Annotated in this window: 23 protein-coding genes; 9 read left to right on the top strand and 14 right to left on the bottom strand. The window is 61.1% G+C overall.

From position 1 onward, the window contains the following. Positions 1–154: 154 nt before the first annotated feature. Positions 155–445: a hypothetical protein gene (locus ACVW0Y_RS15675; RefSeq protein ID WP_457439289.1), complete on the bottom strand. Its 291-nt coding sequence runs from the start codon at positions 443–445 to the stop codon at positions 155–157. 136 nt (positions 446–581) lie between these two features. Here ACVW0Y_RS15675 and ACVW0Y_RS15670 point away from each other — a divergent pair, with 136 nt between their 5' ends. Continuing rightward, the gene (locus tag ACVW0Y_RS15670; protein ID WP_457439287.1) at positions 582–983 is read left to right on the top strand and encodes a GFA family protein; all 402 of its coding nucleotides are present in this window, start codon (positions 582–584) and stop codon (positions 981–983) included. 288 nt (positions 984–1,271) lie between these two features. On the opposite strand, the gene ACVW0Y_RS15665 is transcribed toward ACVW0Y_RS15670, so the two are convergent. The 3 genes from ACVW0Y_RS15665 to ACVW0Y_RS15655 all read right to left on the bottom strand — a co-directional run bounded on the left by ACVW0Y_RS15665 (position 1,272) and on the right by ACVW0Y_RS15655 (position 4,441). Then, on the bottom strand, positions 1,272–1,808 hold the full coding sequence (locus ACVW0Y_RS15665; RefSeq protein ID WP_457439285.1) for a DUF2199 domain-containing protein: 537 nt from the start codon (positions 1,806–1,808) through the stop codon (positions 1,272–1,274). 296 nt (positions 1,809–2,104) lie between these two features. Then, positions 2,105–3,496 (bottom strand): MFS transporter, encoded by a 1,392-nt coding sequence (locus ACVW0Y_RS15660; protein ID WP_457439284.1) that lies wholly within the window; start codon positions 3,494–3,496, stop codon positions 2,105–2,107. Between the two features lie 60 nt (positions 3,497–3,556). Then, complete coding sequence (locus tag ACVW0Y_RS15655) at positions 3,557–4,441, bottom strand: LysR family transcriptional regulator (RefSeq protein WP_457439282.1); 885 nt, start codon at positions 4,439–4,441, stop codon at positions 3,557–3,559. A gap of 162 nt (positions 4,442–4,603) precedes the next feature. On the opposite strand from ACVW0Y_RS15655, the gene ACVW0Y_RS15650 reads away from it, so the two are divergent. Both ACVW0Y_RS15650 and ACVW0Y_RS15645 read left to right on the top strand, forming a co-directional pair. After that, positions 4,604–5,959 (top strand): MFS transporter, encoded by a 1,356-nt coding sequence (locus ACVW0Y_RS15650; RefSeq protein ID WP_457439280.1) that lies wholly within the window; start codon positions 4,604–4,606, stop codon positions 5,957–5,959. Positions 5,960–5,974: 15 nt separating this feature from the next. Continuing rightward, on the top strand, positions 5,975–6,430 hold the full coding sequence (locus ACVW0Y_RS15645) for a type II 3-dehydroquinate dehydratase (protein WP_457439278.1): 456 nt from the start codon (positions 5,975–5,977) through the stop codon (positions 6,428–6,430). 242 nt (positions 6,431–6,672) lie between these two features. Here ACVW0Y_RS15645 and ACVW0Y_RS15640 read toward each other — a convergent pair whose 3' ends face one another. Genes ACVW0Y_RS15640 through ACVW0Y_RS15620 form a run of 5 tightly spaced genes read right to left on the bottom strand, consistent with a single transcriptional unit; the run spans position 6,673 to position 11,926 of the window. Further along, a complete protein-coding gene (locus ACVW0Y_RS15640; protein ID WP_457439276.1) occupies positions 6,673–7,110 on the bottom strand; it encodes a potassium channel family protein in 438 nt (145 codons plus the stop codon). A gap of 12 nt (positions 7,111–7,122) precedes the next feature. Next, on the bottom strand, positions 7,123–8,154 hold the full coding sequence (locus tag ACVW0Y_RS15635) for a DUF2955 domain-containing protein (protein ID WP_457439275.1): 1,032 nt from the start codon (positions 8,152–8,154) through the stop codon (positions 7,123–7,125). After that, positions 8,144–9,262, bottom strand: a complete 1,119-nt coding sequence (locus ACVW0Y_RS15630) for an HlyD family secretion protein (protein ID WP_457439273.1) — start codon at positions 9,260–9,262, stop codon at positions 8,144–8,146. Before ACVW0Y_RS15630 ends, ACVW0Y_RS15635 begins: the two co-directional genes overlap by 11 nt. Further along, complete coding sequence (locus ACVW0Y_RS15625; protein WP_457439271.1) at positions 9,255–10,775, bottom strand: efflux transporter outer membrane subunit; 1,521 nt, start codon at positions 10,773–10,775, stop codon at positions 9,255–9,257. The genes ACVW0Y_RS15630 and ACVW0Y_RS15625 overlap by 8 nt, the downstream gene beginning before the upstream one ends. A gap of 5 nt (positions 10,776–10,780) precedes the next feature. Beyond that, positions 10,781–11,926 (bottom strand): AI-2E family transporter, encoded by a 1,146-nt coding sequence (locus tag ACVW0Y_RS15620; RefSeq protein ID WP_457439270.1) that lies wholly within the window; start codon positions 11,924–11,926, stop codon positions 10,781–10,783. A 346-nt stretch (positions 11,927–12,272) separates the two neighbouring features. Between ACVW0Y_RS15620 and ACVW0Y_RS15615 the strand changes: the two genes are divergently transcribed. The 6 genes from ACVW0Y_RS15615 to ACVW0Y_RS15590 all read left to right on the top strand — a co-directional run bounded on the left by ACVW0Y_RS15615 (position 12,273) and on the right by ACVW0Y_RS15590 (position 19,443). Next, positions 12,273–14,843, top strand: coding sequence for a bifunctional diguanylate cyclase/phosphodiesterase (locus tag ACVW0Y_RS15615; RefSeq protein ID WP_457439268.1), 2,571 nt, complete (start codon positions 12,273–12,275; stop codon positions 14,841–14,843). A 432-nt stretch (positions 14,844–15,275) separates the two neighbouring features. Next, positions 15,276–16,493, top strand: a complete 1,218-nt coding sequence (locus ACVW0Y_RS15610) for a threonine synthase (RefSeq protein ID WP_457439266.1) — start codon at positions 15,276–15,278, stop codon at positions 16,491–16,493. Beyond that, a complete protein-coding gene (locus ACVW0Y_RS15605; RefSeq protein WP_457439264.1) occupies positions 16,490–17,155 on the top strand; it encodes an amino acid ABC transporter permease in 666 nt (221 codons plus the stop codon). Before ACVW0Y_RS15610 ends, ACVW0Y_RS15605 begins: the two co-directional genes overlap by 4 nt. Next, the gene (locus ACVW0Y_RS15600) at positions 17,136–17,795 is read left to right on the top strand and encodes an amino acid ABC transporter permease (RefSeq protein ID WP_457439262.1); all 660 of its coding nucleotides are present in this window, start codon (positions 17,136–17,138) and stop codon (positions 17,793–17,795) included. The genes ACVW0Y_RS15605 and ACVW0Y_RS15600 overlap by 20 nt, the downstream gene beginning before the upstream one ends. Then, positions 17,792–18,550, top strand: coding sequence for an amino acid ABC transporter ATP-binding protein (locus tag ACVW0Y_RS15595; RefSeq protein ID WP_457439260.1), 759 nt, complete (start codon positions 17,792–17,794; stop codon positions 18,548–18,550). Before ACVW0Y_RS15600 ends, ACVW0Y_RS15595 begins: the two co-directional genes overlap by 4 nt. Then, positions 18,550–19,443 carry a transporter substrate-binding domain-containing protein gene (locus ACVW0Y_RS15590; protein WP_457439258.1) on the top strand — a complete coding sequence of 298 codons (894 nt, stop codon included), beginning with the start codon at positions 18,550–18,552 and terminating at the stop codon, positions 19,441–19,443. The genes ACVW0Y_RS15595 and ACVW0Y_RS15590 overlap by 1 nt, the downstream gene beginning before the upstream one ends. Before the next feature lie 73 nt (positions 19,444–19,516). Here the strand turns inward: ACVW0Y_RS15590 and ACVW0Y_RS15585 are convergent, their stop codons facing one another. From ACVW0Y_RS15585 to ACVW0Y_RS15565, 5 genes are all read right to left on the bottom strand, one after another. Continuing rightward, entirely contained in the window at positions 19,517–19,993 is a 477-nt protein-coding gene (locus ACVW0Y_RS15585; protein WP_457439256.1) for a nuclear transport factor 2 family protein, read from the bottom strand. Between the two features lie 83 nt (positions 19,994–20,076). Next, positions 20,077–20,346 carry a hypothetical protein gene (locus ACVW0Y_RS15580; RefSeq protein ID WP_457439254.1) on the bottom strand — a complete coding sequence of 90 codons (270 nt, stop codon included), beginning with the start codon at positions 20,344–20,346 and terminating at the stop codon, positions 20,077–20,079. A gap of 15 nt (positions 20,347–20,361) precedes the next feature. Next, positions 20,362–22,419 (bottom strand): pyridoxamine 5'-phosphate oxidase family protein, encoded by a 2,058-nt coding sequence (locus tag ACVW0Y_RS15575; RefSeq protein WP_457439252.1) that lies wholly within the window; start codon positions 22,417–22,419, stop codon positions 20,362–20,364. Between the two features lie 52 nt (positions 22,420–22,471). After that, positions 22,472–23,110: a glutathione S-transferase gene (locus ACVW0Y_RS15570; protein ID WP_457439250.1), complete on the bottom strand. Its 639-nt coding sequence runs from the start codon at positions 23,108–23,110 to the stop codon at positions 22,472–22,474. Between the two features lie 173 nt (positions 23,111–23,283). Further along, complete coding sequence (locus tag ACVW0Y_RS15565; protein ID WP_457439248.1) at positions 23,284–24,186, bottom strand: LysR family transcriptional regulator; 903 nt, start codon at positions 24,184–24,186, stop codon at positions 23,284–23,286.

Here is a 24,186-nt window from a genome sequence, read left to right as displayed (position 1 = left end):
AACTCTGCTGTAAACCGATTACGTTGTTCCACCAAACACCTCCTCGGGGATTGCCCCCTTTCATGGGTGTCCGAAATATCGGGGGTGGTTCAATCTGTCCTCTTTTCGCTGAACCGCAACGGGCGTTACTGTTTACTTCAGGCGCGCCCACATATCACGCGCTCTCACTGGCGATTGCCTGCTCAAGCTGCTCTACCCGCGCTTTTACCGCTGGATGGGATTCAACCCAGAGACTGCCGAGATACTGCTTCACAGTTCTTTTCCCAAGCAGTCGTTTGATGCCTGGAGCGTCCCGGGCTTGAAGCAGATCATGCGCAAGATCCAGGATGTCTTCGCTAAGACTCGCATTTGGCTGCCCGTACTCAATGTTGTAGTTCCAGACGCGTTGAATCTCTTTGATCAGCTTGCCGGCGGCCTTGGCGCTTTCAGTCCGAATTCGGGGCATTCCTGGTACCTAGTTAGGATGGGGATAGCAGCCTATCGTGAGTGGCTTCAATCGGCCAGGCGCGGACGTTCGGACGTTCGACGGATCAGATAAACGTGGTTAAGCTGGCGTCTATTCCAGCGTCAGGGACGAACACATGACAGAGGTCTACCAGGGAAGCTGCCTTTGTACAGCAATCAGTTACGAGCTACTTACTACGCCAAAAGCTGTGAGTCATTGTCACTGTAGTCAATGCCGTAAAGGTCACGGTGCAGCATTCGCTTCGTATGGTAGCGTGCCCCGCAGCGCACTACGGATACTCAATGGCGCTAGGCACATCACTACGTACTCCTCTTCAGAATCGGTGCTACGCGAGTTCTGCGCGCAGTGTGGTTCGACTTTGTTCTGGTCACGTTCTCAAGGTAAATTTTCCGATTGGGTTTCGATAGCCCTGGGCACACTAGACACCCCCTTCACGCCTCAGAAGCAAAAACACGTTTATGACGCCTCCAGAGTTCACTGGTATACGCCATCCTACTCATCGCCTCAGATCGATTGACCGCTTTTGGCCGAGGCTGTGTGAAAACGTTTTCAAGCGCAGCAAAGGCCAAAAGTCGGGGTGAAAAAAGCGTTCCTACGCAAAGTCTACATCTGATGACCTGCCGATAAATTTCAGACTTCGTGTAGACGCGCGCACTTCAATTTGGGCCCAGCGTTTATACACACTCTGGGCCGTTTGCAGCCGGTCACGACCGGCAGTTAACGGCCAGAAGCTGCCTTTGGCATAGGTTGGCTGAGTAGTTAAGTCTTGCAGGTCAGGCATATGCAGTGTCGCGGGCGGCAGAACTTATGGCGCAGGGTTTGAGTCCTGGTGCATTAAAAACTCGGCGAGTTCCTGCGCCCTTTGCACCGTGATGCCGTTGTGCTGATCTGCAATCAAAGGGTGATTACGCCCTTCGCCGGCTTGCAGGCGAAGTTGGGGACGTAAGCCATGCAGGCGAACCAATACGTCGGCAGCTAGATGCTCGCCCTTGGGATAGTAGGGAATAGCGTTGCAGACCCAGCCAAAAAAAACATCGCCTTTCACCGGGGCGTCGTATGTCGCTACATAGCGCTCATAACTTTGCGGCGAAACCGATACCCATACGCCCCAGCTAAATGGCTCGTCCACCCCGTGAATGGGAACGTCGAGCACGGCGCGGATAAAGAAATCCGTGTGGTCGCCGCGAGTGATTGTGCATAAGTCATCGCTGAGCCAACCAAGCTGTTCTTTCTGCTCATCTGAAAGATTCGCGTAATGGTCGGGCGCGTTGAAACCGAAGGACGGAGAGCTTTCATGCACCTCATCGCAACTTGCACATCGAAAGGCAAAAATCCCTGCCATGACTACTCCTTGATTGCTGATTTGGATTGCACAGAGCGCCATGGCGAACACGGCGCTTTGAACAGAACGGCGGTACCCTAGCAAGATCATGCATCAAGGGAACAGATTTATTTTTGCTTAATCCAAACATCTGCTTCTGGTCGATTGCAGTCGGTAACGACAGGCAGTTAACGGCCAAAAGCGGACATGACGAAGGCGTTCTTTCGCGAGACGGTCAGATAGGTCTGGGAAACCAAGGCGATTCACTGGACCCGGTATTGATAGCACCAGCCCATCGCCGCCAATCCCTCACCCGTTCAGGTCCGCTGCAATACCGCATCACCAGCCTTCGACGGCAATCGCAGGATGTCCAGCAAGCCAATCGCCGCCACCGCGGCGACACACAGGAATGTCAGCTGGAAGTCGGTCGTCCCGGCGGTCCCGGTATTGCCATGGATGCCCATCGATAGGCGCAACAGCAGGGCACCCGTGGCAACCCCCATCGCCATGCTCAGTTGGAAGAACATGCTGAACAAGGTTGAGGCTGCGCTCATCTGCTCCTTGGGGACATCGGCAAAACCCAGGGAGTTAAACGCGGTGAACTGCATGGATCGCGACAAACCGCCGACAAACAGAATGAACATGACCAGCGCCCAACTCATCTGTTGGTCCAGCCAGGCACAGGCCGCAATCGCCAGTACGCCCAGACCACCGTTGACCAGCAACACCGGGCGCAAGCCCCAGCGTTTCATCACCTGGGTGGTGAATGGCTTCATGGCCAGATTACCGGCAAAGACCGCCAGGACCAGAAGCCCTGAATCCAATGCAGAAAGCCCGAAGGCCAGTTGAAACATCAGCGGCAGGAGAAACGGCAAGGTGCTGATGGCGATGCGGAAGATCGATCCACCGCATAAACAGACGCTGAACGTCCGTATGGCGAATGCATCCAGCGCCAGCAACGGTTGCCCATGCCGGCGCATATGACGCCAGGCCAGGACCCCGAGCAGTGCCCCTGCGCAAGTGAGTGCCAGTGGTGCCAGTCCAATGGCCGGACTTTTCCCCAACAGTTCCATACCGAATAGCAACGCAGCGCTGGCACCGCCGGCGAGTAGGAAGCCGGCGAAATCGAAAGACCGGCCAATGCTCTGGTCTTGCTTGGGAATCAGCACCAGTGCGGCCATCAACGCCAGCAAGCCCAAGGGTAGATTGAGGTAGAAAATCCACGGCCAGCTCGCGTGGGTAACGATCAGACCGCCCAAGGGGGGACCTAATATTGGCGCGACCAGACCGGGCCAGGTGATAAAGGAGATGGCCCGTACCAGATCTTTTTTCTCGGTGGTGCGAAGCACTGCCAGACGTCCGACCGGTACCATCATCGCGCCGCTGATGCCCTGCAGCACGCGCGCTGCGATAAAGGCCGGCAGGCTGTCGCTCAAGCCACAGAGCAGTGAAGAAAGGCTGAACAGCACGATGGCCGAGCTGAATATCAGTCGTGAGCCGAAGCGATCGGCCAACCAGCCGCTGATTGGAATAAACACCGCCACCGCGAGCATGTACGCGCTCATGCCGATGTTCATATCCACCGCCGGTACACCAAAGGTTCCGGCCATATCCGGCAGCGCGGTGGCGATTACCGTAGCGTCGAGGTTCTCCATAAAGAACGTCACCGCTACCAAAAGGGCAATCAATGTTGAGCGATATGGAGACATCAGCCGCCTCTGTGGCGTTACGACAGGGCTCGACACTTTACTATCGAAAGGCGAGCAACGTTATCCCCAGCCATGAGCCTCTTCGATAAAGTGCAGCACTGCACTGGAGCGCTCATCAATTCGTGAGATCAGCGACAGTTCACTGACCATTTCCTCTTGGGCCAGCGGCACAATGCGTATGCCCGGCATACTCAGGCGGGTCATGCTTTCAGGCACGATGCTCAGGCCGATGCCGGCGGCCACCAGCCCGGGGATACTCATCAGCGATGGCACATACATGATGTTCTGCGGGTGCAACTGGTTCTGCCGGCACGCCTGAAGGGTGTGCGAGGTCAGGCCGATACCGGAGCTGTCCTGGAGGAAAACGAACTTCTCATGGCGCAGTGTCGCCAGGTCTCCGCTGAAACTGTCGACCAGCCCATGGTTATCCGGCATCAGCAGGACGAGTCGGGACTGGCTGAAATGATGGGTGCGCAGGCGGTCCGGCAGGTGATCCTTGAACACCCTGGCAAAGGCCAGATCAAGTTTGTGGTCGAGCAACATGTCGAACTGCGTGCGAATGCCTGCGTCAACCAGCGACACCTTGACCTCGGGAAACGTGCTGAAGTAATGGCGCAGCAGTTGCGGCAAATTGGCCTCGAACAATGCCGAGTGATAGCCGATATTGATCTCGCCCACTTCGCCGCGCCTGGCACGCCGGGCAGCGGCTATTGCCAGTTCACTGGACTCGATGGACTGCCGTGCATGGGGTAAAAACGCCTCGCCGGCAGCGGTCAGCACCACCCCACGATTTTCCCGGCGGAACAATACCAAGCCCAGTTCGGACTCCAGCGTACGCATCAATTGACTCAACGCTGGTTGCGCGATGCCCAGTTGCTCGGCTGCGCGGCTGAAGTGCTGCAGGTCGGCGGCGACTACGAAGGCTTTCAGGTGGCGCAGTTCCATAGTTCGCATCCATAAGGCTGGCTTATCTATTTATCGTAAATTCGATAATTATTCTGCAGGCCGTATGAATTAACGTCTATTCACTTCGACGTTTCTGCTGGTGCCCTTGCTCGGGCTGGATCGTTGGAGCACCCCATAATCATAAAAATGACGAGCACCTCAATGAGCACAACCAGTCACGAGACTCATGATTTGCGCATGCCTCGCAAAGCGGTGACCGCCGCGACCATAGGCACCGCCCTGGAATGGTTTGACTTCACCCTGTATGGCGCCGTGTCGGCGACCATATTGCCCAAGCTGTTTTTCCCGGCGATGGAACCGACTGCCGGGCTGCTTGCGTCGCTGGCGACCTTCGGTGTTGGTTTGGCCGCGCGACCATTGGGTGCCATTACGTGCGGCTACCTCGGCGACAAACTCGGCCGCCGCAACCTGATGTTGGCCACTGTGACCATGATGGGCCTGGCGTCGGTGTTGATGGGCCTGTTGCCAACCTACGGCCAGGTAGGGATTCTGGCACCGATCCTGCTGGTTATTCTGCGGATCATTCAAGGGTTCGCCCTGGGTGGTGAATCCACCGGCGCACAACTGATGGCGCTGGAGCACGCAGCCCCCGATCGCCGCGGGCGTTATTCGGGCATGCTCGGCTTGTGCTCACCGCTGAGCCAGATATTGGCCAATGGTGTGTTAATGGGCCTGGCAGCGACACTCTCAAGTGAGCAATTCGAAAGCTTTGGCTGGCGAATCCCTTTTCTCATGAGCTTCGTGCTGGTAGTGGTGGCGATCTTTATCCGCCTGAAAGTCGATGAAACCCCCGCTTTCGTCGCCTTGAAAAAGACCCAGGCCCCTCAGGAAAAAAGCCCGCTGAAATCGGCCGTCAGCAGCCACTACAAAACCATCCTGCGTTTGATGTTGTTCTTCTGCTCGCCGGCTGCGCTGTTCTACCTGATCGTGATTTTCTCCCTCAGCTACCTCACCAAGCACCTGGGCTTCAGCCAGTCGACGGGCTTTATGTCGCTGATGGTGGCCAACGTCTGCGCCATTTTCGGTGCCCTGGCCGGTGGTTATCTGGCGGACCGCTGGGGCCGCAAGAAGGCGCTGGCCCTGGGCTCCTGCATGACCTTGGCGATCCTGTTCGTGTACTTCCCGATCCTCAACACACTCAACGTCGCCGCCATCATGGCGGTCATGGGGTTGTTCCTGGGTTTTACCCAGTTCCAAAGCGGTATTCAGCCCGTGGCGTTTGCAGAAGCATTCCCGACCCAGGTTCGCTACTCGGGCTCGGCACTGGCCTACACCGGCGCCAACCTTGTGATTGGCGGCCCTATGCCGATGATCGCCGTATGGATGATGAGCCAATCGAACAACTCGCCATGGCCTCTGGTGACGCTGTGCGCGGTGATCAACCTGATCTCGCTGGCAATGATCCTTCTCGGCCCGGAAACCCGCGGCATCGACCTCAACGCTGTCGCCAAAGACGACGCCGTCGACACCCGCTCTTCAGCCATTCTTTCCAAATAAAGCAGTAGGACGACCATGAACCGCACCGTCTTCATCCTCAACGGCCCTAACTTGAATCTGCTAGGTCGTCGCGAGCCGCACATCTACGGCCACACCACGCTCGATCAGATTCGTCAGACCAGTGAACGGCTGGCCGAGGAGCTTGACCTGGTATGCGACTTTCGCCAGACCAACCACGAAGGCGTAATGATCGACTGGATTCAGGAGGCGTTCGAACAAGGCGCGGCGCTGATCATCAACCCGGCCGGGTTCTCGTTTCACTCGATTCCAGTACTCGATGCCCTGAAGCTGCTCGACACCCCGCTGATCGAACTGCATCTGTCGAACATCCATGCCCGCGATGAACTGCATCGCCACTCGATCATGTCCGGCGTGGTCAATGCGGTGATCTGTGGCATGGGCGCTGACGGTTATCCCCTGGCTATCAGGGCCATCGATGACCTGCTGCGTCGTAACGCAGCCACACAATAAGCGTTGATCGGCCTGACCCTGGCTGTCAGTGCCAGCTCGGCAACCGTCGTCTACCCGATATCGTTGTTGTAATGCGGCTCTTGTAAGCCCGCCAGCCCATCCCCTTGGATAGGGATGGGAGTGGCGAAACCAGAAAACGGGGATTCCTCGAATCCCCATTCACGGTTTTACAAAGACGGCGGGGGCAGGCAACCGATGTCCGCTACGGCGGGCAGCTATGGAGCGTTCGCACCCGGTCGTTGTTATTCCTGCTGGCCAACCGCGTTCTGTTTGATCAGGTCCATAACCGCTGCGGTCATGATGGCGGTGGAAACGCCGAACATCAGAATGCCATTGGCCGCCTCCAGGGGGCTGAGCAGACGCCATTGCTGGCTTAGCACCACATCGCCGTAGCCCAGGGTGGCGAAGGTCACGCCGGAGAAGTACAGCGCGGTGGTGAAGTCTTTGAATTCACCGAGCAGCAGAAACAGCGCGGCCCACAGGGCCATTTGCACGTAGTTGCCGATCAGCATCACCACCATGACCATCGACAGCAAGCGCACGTCACCGGCTTTGGTGGTGCTGCCGTTCATCTTGCCGCGCAGCGCCACATAGCGCCGCGCACACAGGGCCAGGAACACCGCCTGCAACAAGACGCAAAGCACGATCACCGGTAGACCTACGAGGAAATTGATCAGCATGGGTGACCCTCTTCAGTGGTTGGCTTGGACGTGTCGGCGTTGCCGGCGGTTATCGAGCAGGTAAACCATTGCACAGGCATACAGGGTGACCAGAATAAACAGCCCCATACGGATGGCGAAGGCGGTGTAGACATCCTTGCCGGCGGCGCTGTCCTGCACCGACTGGCCGAGCAGAATGATCATGGTCGTCAGGCTGTTGAGCCAGAAGCTCGGTTTGTAGCTGCCGGGGCTGAGGCCGTAAAGTTTTCGCGCCAGCACCAGGCCGAACAACAGCATCCACAGGAAGAACATCCACAGGTTGACGAACAGGCCCAGGGCGAACCAGAAAAGAATCGCCAGCAGGCCGCCAAGCAGGGTTGAGCCGAGCAGTTCCCGGCCGGCCGTGCGTGCGCCGGTGACGGTGCTCTGCTGGCCGAGGCCGACCGACTTCATGATGATCGGCATAAAGCTGGCCGGATCGATCAGCGCCAGCAGGAACGCCGGCATCACCACCAGCGCGGCGCGCAGGGCCAGCCAGCTGATTTCATCGGCCGCCAGTGCCGGAGCGGGGGCAGGCGGTTTGGTGCCGAGCGGGTCCGGGAACAGCCAGTGGCTGATCGATACCGCTGTGACGGCCAGCAGCAGCCCTTTGACCAACGAGAGAATCACCTGCAGGGCCAGGTCGAAATCGCTAGCGCCGGCGGCGCTGATCATGGTCAAGCCCACCACCATAAAAGTGGCGACCAGCGAGTTGCCGCCACTCATGCCATACCTGAACACCAGAAACAGGCACAGGCCCACCAGCATCACCCCGCTTGCCGGGTAGTAGTGCAGCAGTGGTATCAGCAGCAGGCCGCTGCCGGTGGTCAGCATCAACACCATGGCCAGGCCCAGGCTGGCCTTGAACGGCAGCGGTTGGTTCATTGCCGCCAGCATCGTCAGCGCCAGCATCGGTGCGATAAAGGGAATGGGCAGCGCCAGGCCGAAGCTCGCGGCCAGGCACAGCGCCGTACCGGTTGCCAGGCGCCGGGCGCGCCGGGCCCGCACCTGTTGCTCAGTAGGCATAGGACAACCAGCTCATTACCCGCAGGAACAGCCGGCCGAGCAGGTTCAGCGGGTTGCCTTCGTTGGGGAACGCCATGACTTCGGCCTGGCCGCCGACCCGGATGCCGCTGATATCGGTCAACTGGCCGGGTTCAAGCTCGATGATCACCGGAAAGCGCTGCGCCGGGCGCAGCCAGTCCCGGCTGTTCTGCACCGTCGGCAGGGTTCCGGCCGGGGTGCTTTGGCCGGTGCTGACGCCATAGCCGATACTGCGCACATGGCCTTCGAAGATTGTCCCGGGCAGGGTATCCAGGACGATGCGCACCGGAGTTCCGGGCTTTATCTTGCCGAGGTTGTTCTCGGTCATGTCGGCGCTTACCCACGCATCGTGGATGGCGATCAAGGTCATCAGCGGCGCACCGGCTGCGGCGAACTGGCCGACATCGGTGCGCAGGTCGGTAACCAGGCCGTCGGAGCGGGCCCGCACCACGCTGTTGGCCAGATCGAGTTCGGCCTTGTCGACGTTGGCGATGGCGCTCAGCAAGATGGCGTTCTTCTCGTCGCCGCCCCCTTGGGTTTCGCGGGCGCGTTCCACTTCTGCCCGCGCTGCCGTGACCTGGGCGACAGCCGCATTGAGGGTGGAGCGGGACACTTCCAGGCGGCGCAGGGAGATGGTCCCGGCGTCTTCCTTGTACAGGCGCTCAAGGCGTTGCAGGTCCTGGCTGGACATGACTTCATTGGCCTGGGCGGCTTTCAGGGACGCCATCTTGGAGTCGATGCCTGCGGTGTTGGCACCGATCTGCTTGCGGGTGGTCTGCAAGTCGGCACGCGCACGGTCGACCGCGATCTGGTAGTGCTGCGGGTTCACTTCGAACAACACGTCGCCGGCTTTGACCTCCTGATTGTTGCGCACGTTGACTTTAGTGACCCTGCCCGCGACCTCAGCCGCCACCGGAACCACAAAGGTCTGCACCCGTGCCTGTTGCGTATAGGGGGTATAGCGGTCGGCCAGCAGGTACCAGACCAGGCTCAGCAGGATCAGCACGGCAACCCCGCTCACGGCCTTTTTTGCCGGGTCGGCCGCAGGCGCGGGTGCGGGCTCTTGCAGTTCTTGTTGGCGGTCACTCATGGACACCTTCCTTCCCTTCATCGAGCAGGTTGCCCCAGTCGGTGCGTTGCTGCATTTGTTGGCGGGTGGCGGGCTGGAGCAGCGGACGGTCGCTGTACCAACCGCCGCCGACGGCCTTGTACAGCGCAATCAGGCTGTTGACGGCGGTGTTGCGGTTGACCAGGTAGTTATCCTGCTGGGCGAACAGGGCCGCCTGGGCATCGAGAACCCGCTGGAAATCCGAATAGCCTTCTCGGTACTGGGTATTGGCCAGAGCCACCGAACGCTCGGCGGCAATCGACGCTTCGCTGAGGATCTGGTCGCGCTCCAGCGCCTTGACCAGACCAGTCGCCGCATCGTCGGCCTCACGCGCCGCCTGGCGAACACTGTCCTGGTAAACCAATATCAGCTGTTGCAGCCGGGCATCCTGAATGCGCACGTTGTTGGTGATACGCCCATGGTCGAATACATCCCAGCGCAGGCTAGGGCCGCCGATCAGGTCCAGGGTGTTGGAGGTGCCATCCAGGGAGTTGGCGGACCAGACGATACTGCCGAACAGACTGATCGAGGGGTAAAGGTCGGCCTCGGCAACCCCGATCAACGCCGACTGGGCCGCCACTTGCGCTTCTGCGCTACGCACATCCGGGCGGCGTAACAGCAGATCGATCGGCACACCCTGCAACACGGCGCGGTCCACCAGCGGCACCACGGCGGTGTTGCTTTGCAGTTCCGGCATTGCGGCGGGCGGGCGACCGATCAGGATGGACAAGGCATTGCGGGTGCTGGCGACCTGCGCTTCGAAATCCGGGATGGTGCTCAGGGTGCCGAGGTACTGGGTCTTGGCCTGTTGCAGATCGAGCTCGGCATTGTCACCGCTGGCGAACAGACGCTCGGTGATCTCATAGCTGCGCTTCTGCAGCTTGGCGTTGTTCTTGGCAATAAGCAGGCGCGCCTCGGCGGTACGCAGCGCGTAGTAGGTTTGCGCCACCTGAGCGTGCAACAGCACCAGAGCGTTTTCATAGTTGCTCTGCGCGGCGAACCAGGCCGCATCGGCGGACTCGATGGCGCGGCTGAAGCGGCCCCAGAAATCCAGTTCCCAACCGACGTCGAAACCCGCGCTGTGCTGCCACAGATGGCTGTCCTGCGGATTGTCGCCGCCCCACTGGCGACGCTTGAGGTAGGCGCTATCGGCGCTGAGCTGTTGCACTTGCGGGTAGCGACTACTCAGGGCAATGCCCAGCTGGGCGCGGGCTTCCATCACCCGCAGGCCGGCAATTTCCAGGTCGGCGTTGTGCGCATCCGCCTCGGCGATCAGGTGGTCGAGCACCGGGTCGGCAAATACCTGCCACCACTGGCGGCTATCGGGTTGCGCAGGGTGCTGGGTGGCAAGTTCCAGGGCCTGGGTGTTCCAGTGATCGACCCACGGTTGGGTCGGTGACTGAAAGTCCGGGCCCAGGCGCACGCAGCCGCCCAGGCCCACCGCGCCACACAGCAGCAGCCCACTGATTCGTGCAGGGCAGCACAGCACGCGCATGCGCTTCAGACCGGCGGGAGGTCGTTCGCTGCCTCAATTCGCGGCTGCTCATCACTGAGTAGTTCATCCAGCACTTCGATGTGCGGCTGGTCCTCGACCCATTGCCAGAACAGTTGATAGGCCACCGCCAGCATCACCGGGCCAATAAACAGGCCGATAAAACCGCCGCTGACCATACCGCCCAAGGCACCAATCAGAATCACCGGCATCGGCACATCGACGCCGCGGCCCAGCATCAGGGGCTTGAGCACGTTGTCGGACATGCCGGCAATCACGCTGTAGATACAGAACACCACGGTACCGAGGGTGGTGCCGTCAGTGGCAAACACATAGGCAATGACCGGTATCGTCACCAGAATCACCGGCAACTGCATGATCCCCATCAACAGCGCGACCATGGCCAGCAGCCCGGCACCAGGCACCCCCATCAGCACGAAGCCGACCCCCACCAGCAGCATCTGGATAAAGGCGATACCCACCACGCCCTGGGCGACTGCGCGGATGGTTGCGGTGCACAGGGTGGTAATGCGCGGGCCGCGCTCAGGGCCGGAAAGGCGGTTGGCAATGGCGATGGCGCTGCGTTCGCCGTTGTCGCCGTAAGCCATCAGCACACCGGCAATGATCAGTGCCCCGATAAACAACAGAAAGCCCACACCCACACCGGCCATCTTGCCCAGCAGGGTCAAGCCAATCGTTTTGATATACGGCATCAACTTCATCAGCACGCTGCTCATATCGGTCGCCGACTGATACCAGAAGGCGTAGAGCGGCTTGCCAATAAGCGGCAGGGTGGCGATTTTTTCGTTTGGCAGCGGGATGGAGACGCTGTCGGACTTGAGAATCGCCAGGGTGCCTTCGATCGATTCACTGATCGAGGTGCCCAACAGGTAAATCGGCACCATCAGCAAGGCCAGGGCGACGACGACAATCAGGGTGGCGGTGCGGCCATCCTTGTTGCCCATCTTGCGCTTGAGCAGGTTGTGCAGCGGGTACATGGTGATGGCCAGGATCATTGCCCAGAGCATCAGATTGAGGAACGGTTGGAAGATCTGGAAGCAGAACAGCACCAGCACCGTGATCAGTCCGGCGCGGATCAACACATCAAGCAAACCACCGGAAATCGCCCTTGCGGAAATGTTTGAACCTAACATTGCCTAGCTCCTTGCTGTTCGACGCATGGAGGCAGCATAGACGGAGATTTGCCGAGGGTTGGCCGATGAGGCAAGGAAGTGATGAAAAGGGCGTGATTTTGCGCTTTGAACCAGTAAAAGGCTGCTACGGCGGGCAGGTAGCAGGAATGCGCCCCGCTGTTCAACCAGTCCTGCTGCTTGGTATCGCATTTCGATGCCAGACCGGCAACGGTTTGCTCCTGGCCCTCGCCAACCCAAGGCCATCGCCCATCTCGTTACATTCCCCGACGCTTTCTCCATGCTCACTTAAACTGAGTTGGCCAGGACCAGTAGTTGTCTTGCGTTGCCCTCTGCCAGTGAGGATCTAATGACCGACGATCTCCCGCCTGATAGCGGAACCACGCCTGACCGCTCAAGTGTGGCGCTGACCCGAGCTTCTTTTTTCAAGTTTGTCGGTCTGTTGATCAGCGTGTTTTTTTTCGCGGGCTATTTGCTTATTTATCTGGCCCAGGATCTGGACCAGACCGAGGAGGGCGAGGGCGCTTTTTATACGCAGAAGGCGCTGCAATCTCTGGAAAATTCGCTGCGCTCGACGGTGAGGGATTACGCGTTCTGGGGGGATGCCTATCGCCACCTGCATCATCAGGTGGACCCCGACTGGGCCTATGTGCGGCAGAACGTCGGGCCCACCCTGTACAGCGACTTTGGCCTGCAGGGCTTGTTTGTGGTGGATGACCGCGATCACACGGTGTACGCGGTGATCAGGGGCCAATTGCAGTCCACTCAGGCGTCGAGTTGGCTGGGCCAAGCGCTGGCTGCGGTGCTTGCCAAGGCCCGCGCCGCGGCTGAGGAAGAAATGCCCATCAGCACTTTTATCAATATCGACGGGCAGCCTGCTCTGGTCGCGGCGGCGGCGATCACGCCCGGAACCGACCCGAGCGTAGAGCTCGATGGCCGGCTGCCTTCGGTGTTGATCTTTGTCCGCGTGCTGGACCCGGCTGGCCTTAAGGAATTGGGCAAGGAGTACGGTGTCGAGGGGCTACGCCTGGCGACGGCCGATGAGTTAAACGGCGGGGCGACCTTGGCCTTGGGCGAAAACGCTGCCGCAGGACATTTGCATTGGCGGCCGGAAATCCCCGGCCGGCGCTTGTTGGGCTTGGGTTTTCCGCTGCTGGGTCTTACCGCGTTGTTGGTCTGCCTGATGGCCTGGGTGTCATGGCACCGTACCAAGGCCGGGGCTAAAGCGCTGGATGCCAGCTATCAGTCGTTGCAACGCAGCCAGAACGCTCTGGCCGTCAGCGAGGCACGGTTTCGCGATATCGTCGAGATCAGCTCAGACTGGATCTGGGAAATCGACAGCCAGTGGCGTTTTACCTACCTGTCCGAGCGCTTCGAGGCGGTCACCGGGCTGACCAGAGATGCCTGGATGGGCACCTCGATCGATGCACTTATGGCTACCGAGTACGGCACCCCTTCGCAGTGGTTGAGCCTGGCCAGTCGCCGTGGGGAAAACAGCATTCACTGTCGCTATATGGGCAGCAATGGTCAGGAGCGTGTGACCCGGGTTTCCGCACGCGCCATGCCGGAGCAAGGTTTTCGCGGCACGGCCACCGACGTCACCGGGGAAGTCGAAGCGCAGCGGCAGATCGAGTTTCTTTCCCAGCATGACGCCCTGACCGGGCTGGCCAATCGAACGCGGCTGCAGGCATTCCTGGATGGCAAGCTGAGGGCAACGCCAACCCTGGAACAACCGCTGGTGATGCTCTGCGTGGACCTCGACCGCTTCAAGCCGATCAACGATCTGCTTGGCCATGCCGCCGGTGATCAGGTGCTGCATGTGGTGTCCAAGCGCCTGGCCGAGTGCGTGCGCAATGAAGACCTGGTGGCCCGAACCGGCGGCGACGAGTTTGTTTTGATCCTTTCCCAGATCGGTTCGCAAAGTAATGTCGAGGCTTTGTGCCAACGCCTGCTGAGCTCCATCGAGCTGCCCATCGAGATCGACGGCCAGCAAACCTATGTCAGCGCCAGTATCGGCATCGCCATGGCACCCAACGATGCGCTGGAGTCCAGCGAGTTGCTGCGCTATGCGGACATCGCCTTGTATGAGGCCAAGGCCGGCGGCCGCAGCACCTGGCGCTTCTATTCCGGTGAGATGAACAACAAGATCATCGAGCGCCGTCGGCTGGAATCCGACCTGCGTTTCGCCATCGAGCACGGCGAACTGCGCCTGCATTATCAGCCGCGTTATCGGCTCGCCGATGGCCAGATGGTCGGCGCGGAAGCCCTGGTGCGTTGGCAGCACCCGCAGCGGGGGCTTATCCCTGCGGACACCTTTATCCCGATTGCCGAGCAGACCGGGCTGATCATTCCGTTGAGCGATTGGGTGGTCAGTACTGCCTGTCAGCAGGCGGCGCAGTGGCCGCCACAGCTGTTTATCTCGATCAATCTCTCGCCCCTCGAATTCAAAGGCGGGCGGTTGACCGAGCGCATCGCCAAGGCACTCAGCGACTCGGCCATTCGGCCTTCCCGGGTCGAGCTGGAGATTACCGAGAGCGTGATGCTCGACGACGCCGAAGGCGCGCTGGCGCTGATGCATACCCTTAAAGCCCTCGGCGTGCGCCTGGCCATGGACGACTTCGGCACCGGCTATTCGTCGCTGAGCTACCTGCGCACTTTTCCCTTCGATGGTCTGAAAATCGACCGCAGCTTTCTCAACCGGATAGAGGGCAGCGAGGAAGACCGGGCGATCATCCTCGCCATCGTCGACCTGGGCCGCGCCTTGTCGCTCACCGTGACTGCCGAAGGCATCGAAACGGCGGAGCACCTCAGTATGCTGAAAGCCATCGCCTGCGATGAAGGCCAAGGCTATTTCCTTAGCCGTCCGTTGGATGTCGATGCTTTCACTGCCTTGTTGGGTGCAATCACCGTCGATGGCTGAGACGCGGGCTATTCCCACGCCAAGCCATGCCCAAGCCCCAGGACCAACCCTGACCTCGGCCATATGGTTATGCGTAAACGATATTTAAAATAAAGTTTTTATATCTATAGAGTTTCTCTCCTCATTGCGTACCTGCCGATCAATCGGCGCGCCGCTCATGAACATTGGCGGATACCCCGTCGTTCTTGATCACCGCGCGCCACGAACGCGCAGTTACCTGGAGAGCCGCCATGTTGATGGCACATACCCCCACAGTGGCCCGGCCACTGCACCTCGAATGGATGCCTGCATTCACCTCGCTCCCGCCATGGGAACTTGCCGCGTGAGCCATCGCGCCCGCTGCTGAATGCCTGCTCGCCCCGCGTGAATAACCCCTGCTGTGGTTTGCCCCGCCGTGAGCCTTGAACACTTTTTGCCCCTTAGGCACCTGCCATGCCCTATAGCTATCTGTCCCATCTGCATTGCCCGAAAACCAGTCGCCGTTACGACGCCAGCCAGATCCAGCAACTGAGCGAGGTCGGTGCGCCGCTGTTGGTTGACTACGACCTCGACGCGCTGCGCGAGGTATGGAAACCCACGGATCTGCTCGGCCGCGAGGCCAGTCTGTGGCGCTACCACGAGCTGCTGCCGGTGCTCGACCCGGCGCATGTGGTCAGTCTCGGCGAAGGCTTTACGCCGTTGTTCAGAACCCCGCGCATGGGGCGTGACCTGGGTATCGACGATCTCTGGCTGAAGGACGAAGGCATTATCCCCACCGGCTCGTTCAAGGCCCGTGGCGCGGCGGTGGGGGTGTCCAAGGCCAAGGAGTTGGGCGTGCGCGCGTTGGCCATGCCCACCAATGGCAATGCCGGTGCCGCCTGGTCGCTGTATGCCGCCCGTGCAGGCATCGAGGCCACGGTGGTGATGCCGCAGGATGCGCCGCAGATCACGCGCCTGGAAACCGCGATCTCCGGTGCCCATCTGTACCTGGTCAACGGCCTTATCTCGGATGCCGGCAAGCAGGTGGCCGAGGCGGTGGCGGCAGGTGGTTTGTACGATGCCTCGACACTGAAAGAGCCGTACCGCATCGAAGGCAAGAAGACCATGGGCTTTGAGATCGCCGAGCAGTTCGGCTGGCGTCTGCCCGATGTGATCCTTTATCCCACTGGCGGTGGCGTGGGGCTGATCGGTATCCACAAGGCCTTCCAGGAGCTGCGTGAACTGGGCTGGCTGGATGCCGACCAGCCATTGCCGCGCCTGGTGGCAGTACAGGCCAGTGGCTGTGCGCCGATTGTCAAAGCCTGGGAGGCGCGTGCCGAGGCGTCGGAGTTCTGGGCGGACTCACGCACCGTGGCCTTTGGCATCAATGTGCCCAAGGCGCTTGGCGATTTTCTGGTGTTGCGCGCGCTGTACGAAAGCGAAGGCTATGCCATCGCGGTGGACGACGCCGAGCTGCTGGCCGAGCAACGCAAGGTGGCCGAGCTGGAGGGCGCGTTTGTCTGTCCGGAAGGGGCGGCCCTGTACGCCGCCGCGCGCAAGTTGCGGCACAGCGGCTGGATTCGTGCCGGTGAGCGGGTGGTGGTGTTGAACACCGGCAGCGGCATCAAGTACCCCGATACCCAGGCGGTGGACGTGCCGTTGCTGCAGCCCGGGGAGCGTCTGCCGCGATGAGCTTCGATTGGAATTTTCTGCTGTCCACGCTGCCGGCCTTTGCCAAGGCGGTGCTGGTCACCCTGCAGGTGGGGGCCATCGCCATTGCCACCGGGCTGTTGGTGGCGCTGCTGAATACCTCGATTCTGGTTCTGCGTGTGCGGGTGTTGAGCACGCTGGTCAAGGGCTATATCGAGGTGGCGCGCAATACGCCGCTGTTGTTGCAGCTGTTCTTTATCTATTTCGCCCTGCCCAGTGTGGGTATTCGTCTGTCCGGTTTCAGTGCGGCGATTATTGCCATGACCTTTCTTGGCGGTGCCTACCTGACTGAGGTGCTGCGTGCAGGCGTGGAGGCAGTGCCGAAAGCGCAGATCGAATCCGGGCTGTCGATCGGCCTGTCGCGCTGGCAATTGCTCCGCCATGTGGTGCTGCCGCAGGCGGCCACGCTGAGCCTGCCGGCGCTGTTTGCCAACTTCATTTTTCTGCTCAAGGAAACCACCATCGTCTCGGCCGTGGCGGTGCCGGAAATTCTCTACACCACCAAAAGCTATATCGCCCTGTATTACAAAACCTACGAGATGCTCGCCTTGCTGACGGCGATCTGCGTGCTGTTGTTTCTGCCGCTGTCGCTGTTGCTGGTGCGCGTGGAAAGGAGGTTGCAGCATGCCCAGTTCGGGTCTTGATCTGCTGCTGGTGTCGGCACCGCAACTGGCCAAAGGTGCCTGGCAGACGCTGAGCATTTCTGCGGCGGCGATCTGCTTCAGCACCCTGGGCGGTTTTCTCTACGGCGTGCTGCGCGACCTTAACAAGCGCTGGCTGGAGTGGCCGCTGCGTATCTATCTGGAGCTGTTCCGGGCGATACCGGTGCTGGTCTGGCTGTATCTGTTGTTCTTCGGCCTGCCGATTTTTCTCGGTGTCAGCCTGTCGAGTTTCAGTTGCGCGGTGCTGGTGCTGTCGTTGTGGGGGGGCAGCGAGGTGGGCGAGGTGGTGCGTGGTGGCCTGCACTCGCTGCCCCGTGGCCAGCGCGAAGCGGGCCTGGCGATTGGCCTTGGCCTGCCCCGCCTGTATGGGCAGATTCTGCTGCCACAGGTGCTCAAACGCATCACGCCGCCGACCATCAATGTCTACACCCGCATCATCAAGACCAGCTCGCTGGCGGTGCTGATCGGCGTGGTGGACGTGATCAAGGTGGGCCAGCAGATCATCGAGCGCACCTATGAGTCGGTGTTGATCTACGGCTTTCTGTTCGCCTTTTTCTTTCTTCTGTGCTTTCCGCTGTCGGCCGTGTCACGCGTGCTCGAACGCCGTTGGAGTCACGCATGAGCGCGCTTTTGCAACTCTCGCAATTCAGTAAGAACTTCGGTGCCGTGCCGGTGCTGCGCGGTGTCGATCTGCAGGTGCAGCGCGGCGAGGTGGTGGTGATTCTCGGCCCCAGCGGTTGCGGCAAAAGCACCCTGTTGCGCTGCCTGAACGGCCTGGAGGAGGGGCATGCCGGGCAGCTGCGGTTCGCCGGGCAAGAGCTGAGCGCCGACACCGATTGGCGGGCGGTGCGCCAGCGCATCGGCATGGTGTTTCAGAGCTACCACCTGTTCCCGCACAAGACCGTGCTGGAGAACATTCTGCTTGGCCCCTTGCACGTGCAGAAGCGTGCCTATGGCGAAGCCCTGGCCCAGGCCGAGGCGCTGCTGGCGCGGGTCGGTTTGCTGGACAAACGCACGGCCTACCCGCGCGAGCTGTCTGGCGGTCAGCAGCAGCGCATCGCCATCGTGCGGGCGCTGTGCATGAACCCGGAAGTGATGTTGTTCGATGAAGTAACCGCCGCCCTGGACCCGGAAATGGTCAAGGAGGTGCTTGAGGTCATCCTCGGGCTCGCCGAGGGCGGCATGACCATGTTGATCGTCACCCACGAAATGGCCTTCGCCCGCGCGGTGGCCGACCGCGTTCTGTTTATGGACGGCGGTGTGATTGCCGAACAGAACGACCCTGAAAGCTTTTTCAGTAACCCGCAAACCGCACGCGCGCAGCAGTTTCTGCAGAAGTTCTCCTACTTGGAAAACATGTCTAAAAGGAAAGCATGATGAAAGGTACAACTGCCCTGTTATTCCCCGTGCTCGCTGCCAGCATTCTGCTCGGTTGCGGCAACGCTGATGCGCCCAAACAAGCCAGCAAGGAAGCCAGCCCCGAGCCGGCCAAGGAAGCTGCGCCAAGCGCCGGCTACCTGGACAAGATCAAGGCCCGCGACAAGCTGGTCGTCGGCGTATTCAGCGACAAACCGCCATTCGGCTTTGTCGATGAGCACGGCACCTACGTGGGCTTTGACACCGATATTGCCAAGCGCCTGGCCAAGGATCTGCTCGGCGATGCCAGCAAGGTGGAGTTCGTGGTGGTGGAACCGGCCAGCCGTATTCCCTTTCTGCAAAGCGACAAGGTCGACCTGATTCTGGCCAATATGACCGTGACCCCGGAGCGTGCCGAAGCGGTGGAATTCACCAACCCCAATCTGCGCGTTGCGGTCCAGGCCATCGTGCCCGAGGGCAGTGCGGTGAAGAAATTGGATGACCTGGCGGATAAAACCACCATCGTCACCACCGGCACCACCGCCGATATCTGGCTGACCAAAAACCATCCGGACTGGAAACTGCTGAAGTTCGAGAAAAACTCCGAATCGTTGCAAGCCCTGGCCAATGGCCGTGGCGACGCCTACGCCCAGGACAATCTGGTGCTGTTCAGCTGGGCCAAACAGAACCCTGGCTACCGCGTGCTGAGTGACAAACTGGGCAGCGAAGCCCCGATTGCTCCGGCGGTGAAGAAGGGCAATATCGAGTTGCGTGACTGGGTGAACAGCGAGCTGAGCAAGCTGGGCGAAGAGCAGTTCCTGCTCAAGCTTTATGACCAGTACGTGCGTGCGCAACTGGCCGACGGTACCGATCCGAAATCGGTGATCGTTGAAGGCGGTAAGTGGGAAGGCTAAGCCGCCTTGCGCTTAACCAGGAGCCCGCCGCTTGGCGGGCTTTTTTGTGGGCGCAGGCGTGGCATCGGCGGGCTTACAGGCCCAACTCCGATAAACCAGGATGCTCATCCGGACGGCGTCCCAGCGGCCAACGGAATTTGCGTTCGGCTTCGCTGATCGGCAGGTCGTTGATGCAGGCGAAACGATGGGCCATCAGGCCGTTTTCGGCGAACTCCCAGTTTTCGTTGCCGTAGGAGCGAAACCAGTTGCCGGAGTCGTCGTGCCATTCATAGGCGTAGCGCACGGCAATGCGGTTATCGGTAAAGGCCCAGAGTTCTTTGATCAGGCGGTAGTCGAGTTCCTTGTTCCATTTACGGCGCAGAAAGGCCTCGGCCTCGGCGCGGCTGCTGGCGAACTCCGCACGGTTCCGCCAACGGGTATCGGCGGTGTAGGCGAGGGCGACTTTGCCGGCGTCGCGGCTGTTCCAACCGTCTTCGGCCAGCCGCACTTTGAGGATGGCGGTGTCGCGGGTGAAGGGCGGCACCGGTTGACGAATTTCCGGGGTGGACATAGCGCTTGCTCCTTTTAGGGATGGGACAGTGGCGATGGAAAAGCCGCGATGGGAAAGCAGCAATGGGAAACACCGCCCGCGGGTTACTGGCTGAGCTGGGCGCGGTGCCAGGGATTGGCCGGTCGGGGTTTTACCCGCAGCGCTCGCCATAGGCTCAGCCAGGGTTTCGCCCGTGCCGGTGGGGAGCTCTGTGCGGCGCTGATGGGCGGCTCGGCAGTCGCCTGCCACTGCGGCAGCAGGTAGCTGCCTTCCCATTCCACGGCAGCCAGAAGCTGTGGCGAGCTGGCAGGGCTGTCATCGCCGCCCTGCGCTTGCCATTTAGGAATCGGGCGACTGAAGGTTGCGTTGGGCATGGCATGGCCTCCTTGTTAAAGATCGAGCACCAGGGGTTGGGATGTGCCTGCTGTTTGCGCCGGTACGGCGCAGCAGATCAGTACCTTGTCGCCCTCCGGCAACTGCGCCGGTGGGTTGCTGTAATGCACGGTGCCGCTGATCAGCTTGGTGGCGCAGGTGCCACAGGAGCCGCCACGGCAGCTGAATTGCGGATTCAGGCCGCGGCTTTCCGCCAGCTCCAGCAGGCTGCCGCCCTCGGGCTTCCAGCGCGCTTCGGTATTGGACGCGGCGAAGTACACCGGCACCGGGGTGTCGGCCGCTGGTGGCTGTTCGAGCGTAGGTGGCTGGGCGCTTTCCGAACGGCGCAAAGCCGATGGGCCGAATGCCTCGGCGTGGATGCGCTGGTCGGCGATATTCATGCCACGCAGACCGTCGTACATGGCCTGGAGAAAACCCGCCGGGCCGCACAGGTAGAAGTCGTAGTCATCCAGCGGCAGCCGCGCTTTTACCTGGGCAAAGTCCAGGCGTCCGGCCACCTGATAGTCGCGCTCCAGCAGCGCCTCGGCGTCGGGGGCACTGAGGGCTCGGTGGATATGCAGCAGGCCGTTGGCGCGCTGCAGCAACTCCGTCAGCTCGGCCTGGAACGGCAGCTCCGCCAGGCTTTTTGCGCTCTGGAATAAATGAATAGGACGTGCCCGCTGGTGCTGCTGGTTCTGCGCCACCAGCTCGCGGGCCATGGAGATCAGCGGCGTGATGCCCACGCCCGCGCCGAGCAGCACCACGGGCCGTTCGTGGTCGTCGGTAAGGGTGAAGCTGCCCAGCGGCGGCCGCACTTGCAGCAGATCGCCCACCTGCACCTGATGGTGCAGATGCCCGGAGGCCTTGCCCTGCAGCTTGACGCTGATGCGGAGTTGGCCGTCCGAGGGCGCGCTGGACAGGCTGTAGGTTCTGATCAGCGCCTCTTCGCCCTCGGCAACGATGCGTATGGGCAGATGCTGGCCCGGTGCAAAGGGCACCACGGCGCTATCCGGCGGCTCGAGGAACAGCGAGCGGATATCGCTGCTCTCCTGCTGCACCCGCGTCACCCGCCATTGCTGCCACTGCCGGCGCTGTTCGTTGTGGCGCAGGCGCTCGTCGGTTTCGGCCCAGGTGCCGGTGGCCAGGCTGGTGGGGGCGTAGTCACTGAACAGCCAGCGAATATTCAAGGCGGCCGGGCGCACCACCACGTGCTCGACGTCGAAGGCCCACAGCCGCTCGGCACCCTCAAAGGCTTTGATCAACGGGCCGTCCAGCAGCAGTTCGGTGCGCCCGCTGAGTTGCAGCATGTCGCCGCTGGTGAAGTCGACAAACAACAAACCGGCTACCGGATTGCTCTGCAGGTTGCCCAGGGTGTTGAAGAACAGGTTGCCGGCGTAATCGGGAATGGTCAGCCGATTGCCTTGCACCTTGATAAAACCGGCGCGGCCGCCGCGGTGGGAGACATCCACCGAGCGGCTATGGGCGTCATGGTCGACAAAGCTGGCGATAAAAAAGGTATCCGCCGCGCGGATCAACGCGGTGGTGTGGTCATCCAGCGCGGTGAAATCCTGGCGCGCCGGCTTGCCGCTTTGCGGCGCAGGAAGCCGGGTGTAGATGCGTTCCTGAATGTACTTGGGGCAGTTGCCATAGGACTGTTCCACTGCCACCTCAAGGCCCGCCGCCGAGCGCTGCGCAATCACCCCGTTCATGCGGTTGCGCCGGCGGCTATGCAGCTCGATGCCCAGCAGGCCGATGGCATGCCCGGCCTGCAGGCCGGACGCCGCCGGGTCTTGCCTATCGGGTTGGCTGTCGAGCAGCAAATGGTAGGGATCTGCCGAGGTCACAAAGCCTTCCGGCCCCTCCAGCAAGGTGGCCCAGGGGCGGTTATCCGTATCCACCGCACCCACCACCATAAACGGCAACTGGTGGAAGAACTCGCGGTGCTGATCGGGCATGTAGTCGCGGATCACCCGTTGGCCGAGTTCTTCCATCCGTTCGGCGGCGTGAAAGTGTGCCTGCAGCTTTTTCTCACCGGCATGCCAGGGCGATTTACGCGGTTCGAGCTGATGGTCCATGGCGGATGCTCCTTGGCAGGGCTGCCGGGGTTGCCGGCAGCCAGATTGCTACTCAGATTGCTACTGGGGCCGCTTGCAGGCCGACGGCAGTACGTTGCATCGGCACAAAACCGGGCAGGGCTTCGATGCGTTGCAGCCAGGCGCGCACATTCGGGTAGGCATCCAGCGATACGTTGCCCTCCGGTGCGTGGGCGATGTAACTGTAGTTGGCGACATCGGCGATGGTCGGCTCGCTGCCGGCCAGATACGGGCTGGCACTCAGCTCGGTTTCCATCACCTTGAGCAGGGTATGGGCACGGGCGATCACTTCCTCGGCATTCAGGGCCGCACCGAATACGGTGATCAGTCGCGCGGCGGCCGGGCCGTAGGCCACCTGACCGGCCGCCACCGACAACCAGCGCTGGATACGGGCTTGGGTAAGTGGGTTCTGAGCCTGCCAGCTGCCCTTGCCGTAGGTTTGTGCCAGGTACACCAGAATGGCATTGGAGTCGGCCAGCAGCGTGCCGTTGTCGTCAATCACCGGCACCTGGCCGAAGGCATTGATGGCCAGGTATTTGGCGGATTTGTGTTCGCCTTTGGCGAGGTCGACAAACACCAGCTCGGTGGGCAACTGCAGCAGCGACAGCAGCAGCTCGACGCGATGGGAGTGGCCGGACAGCGGGTGGCGATAGAGTTTGATGGTCTGTGGCATGGTCGTGGCTCCGCAATGAGTTCAAAGGAATCAGCGCGGCCGTAAAACCTGGTTGGCGGTTGTTGCGCTGGTGGAACCATGCTGCGCCCAGCGCCGGGCCAGCAGAATCACCAGGTTGAGCAATCCATAATTTCGTTATGTGGAATAAAGCGCACAGGACGGGGTGCTGCAGTTCAGGCGCTAAAGGCCGGATGGGCGCGCAACAGCGGCGTAACAAAATCGATAAAGCTGCGCACCCGGGCTTCTGCGCGTCGGCCGTGGCGATAGATCAGCTGCGCCGGCACACCCGGGCCGGCGAAGTCGCTAAGCACCGGCAGCAGCGCACCGCGTTGCAGTTCGTCGTGGGCTTCATAACTCATGCAGCGCACCAGGCCCAGCCCCAGGCTGGCCGCGCGTATCGCGCCGCGCTGGGTGCTACAGCTCAGTACCTGCGCCGGTTTGACCAGCCGGGTGCGCTGGCCATTGGCGAACTGCCATTGCGCCTCGGCACCGAGGGAGGTGGCCAGCACCGCACGGTGGGCCTTGAGGTCGTCGGGGCTTTGCGGGCACCCCCACTTGGCCAGGTAAGCCGGTGCCGCACAAACCATTGGCGTGACGGTACCCAGCGGCATGGCAAAGTCCGAGGAGCTGGGCAGCGGGCCCAGCACCAGGGCCACATCGATGCCTTCCTTGAGCAGTTTGGGTACGCCCTCGCCCGTGCGAATCGCCAGCTGCACATCGGCAAAGGCATCGAGGTAGGCGAGGGCGATGGGGGTGAACACCTGCAGATCCATCAATAGCGGCACCGCCACCGTCAGTAGACCGTCGGGGCTGGCATGCAGGCCCGCCGCCGAGCGTTCGGCGTGCTCGGTTTGCTCGAGGATCTGCCGGCAGCTCTGCGCAAACTGCTCACCTGCCGGGCTCAGCGCCACCCCGCGCGGGCTACGAATAAGCAAGGTGTTATGCAGACGTGCCTCCAGCGCCGCGATGGCGCGCATGATGGTCGCCGGCGACTGCTGCAGCTGCCGCGCCGCCGCCGCGAGGCTGCCGGCCTGGGCCACGGCGGCGAAGGTTTGCATCTGCCGGAAGCTGCTCAC

The organism is Pseudomonas sp. TE3786 (genome assembly GCF_054057335.1).
This window is presented reverse-complemented; position numbering and strand designations above follow the sequence as displayed.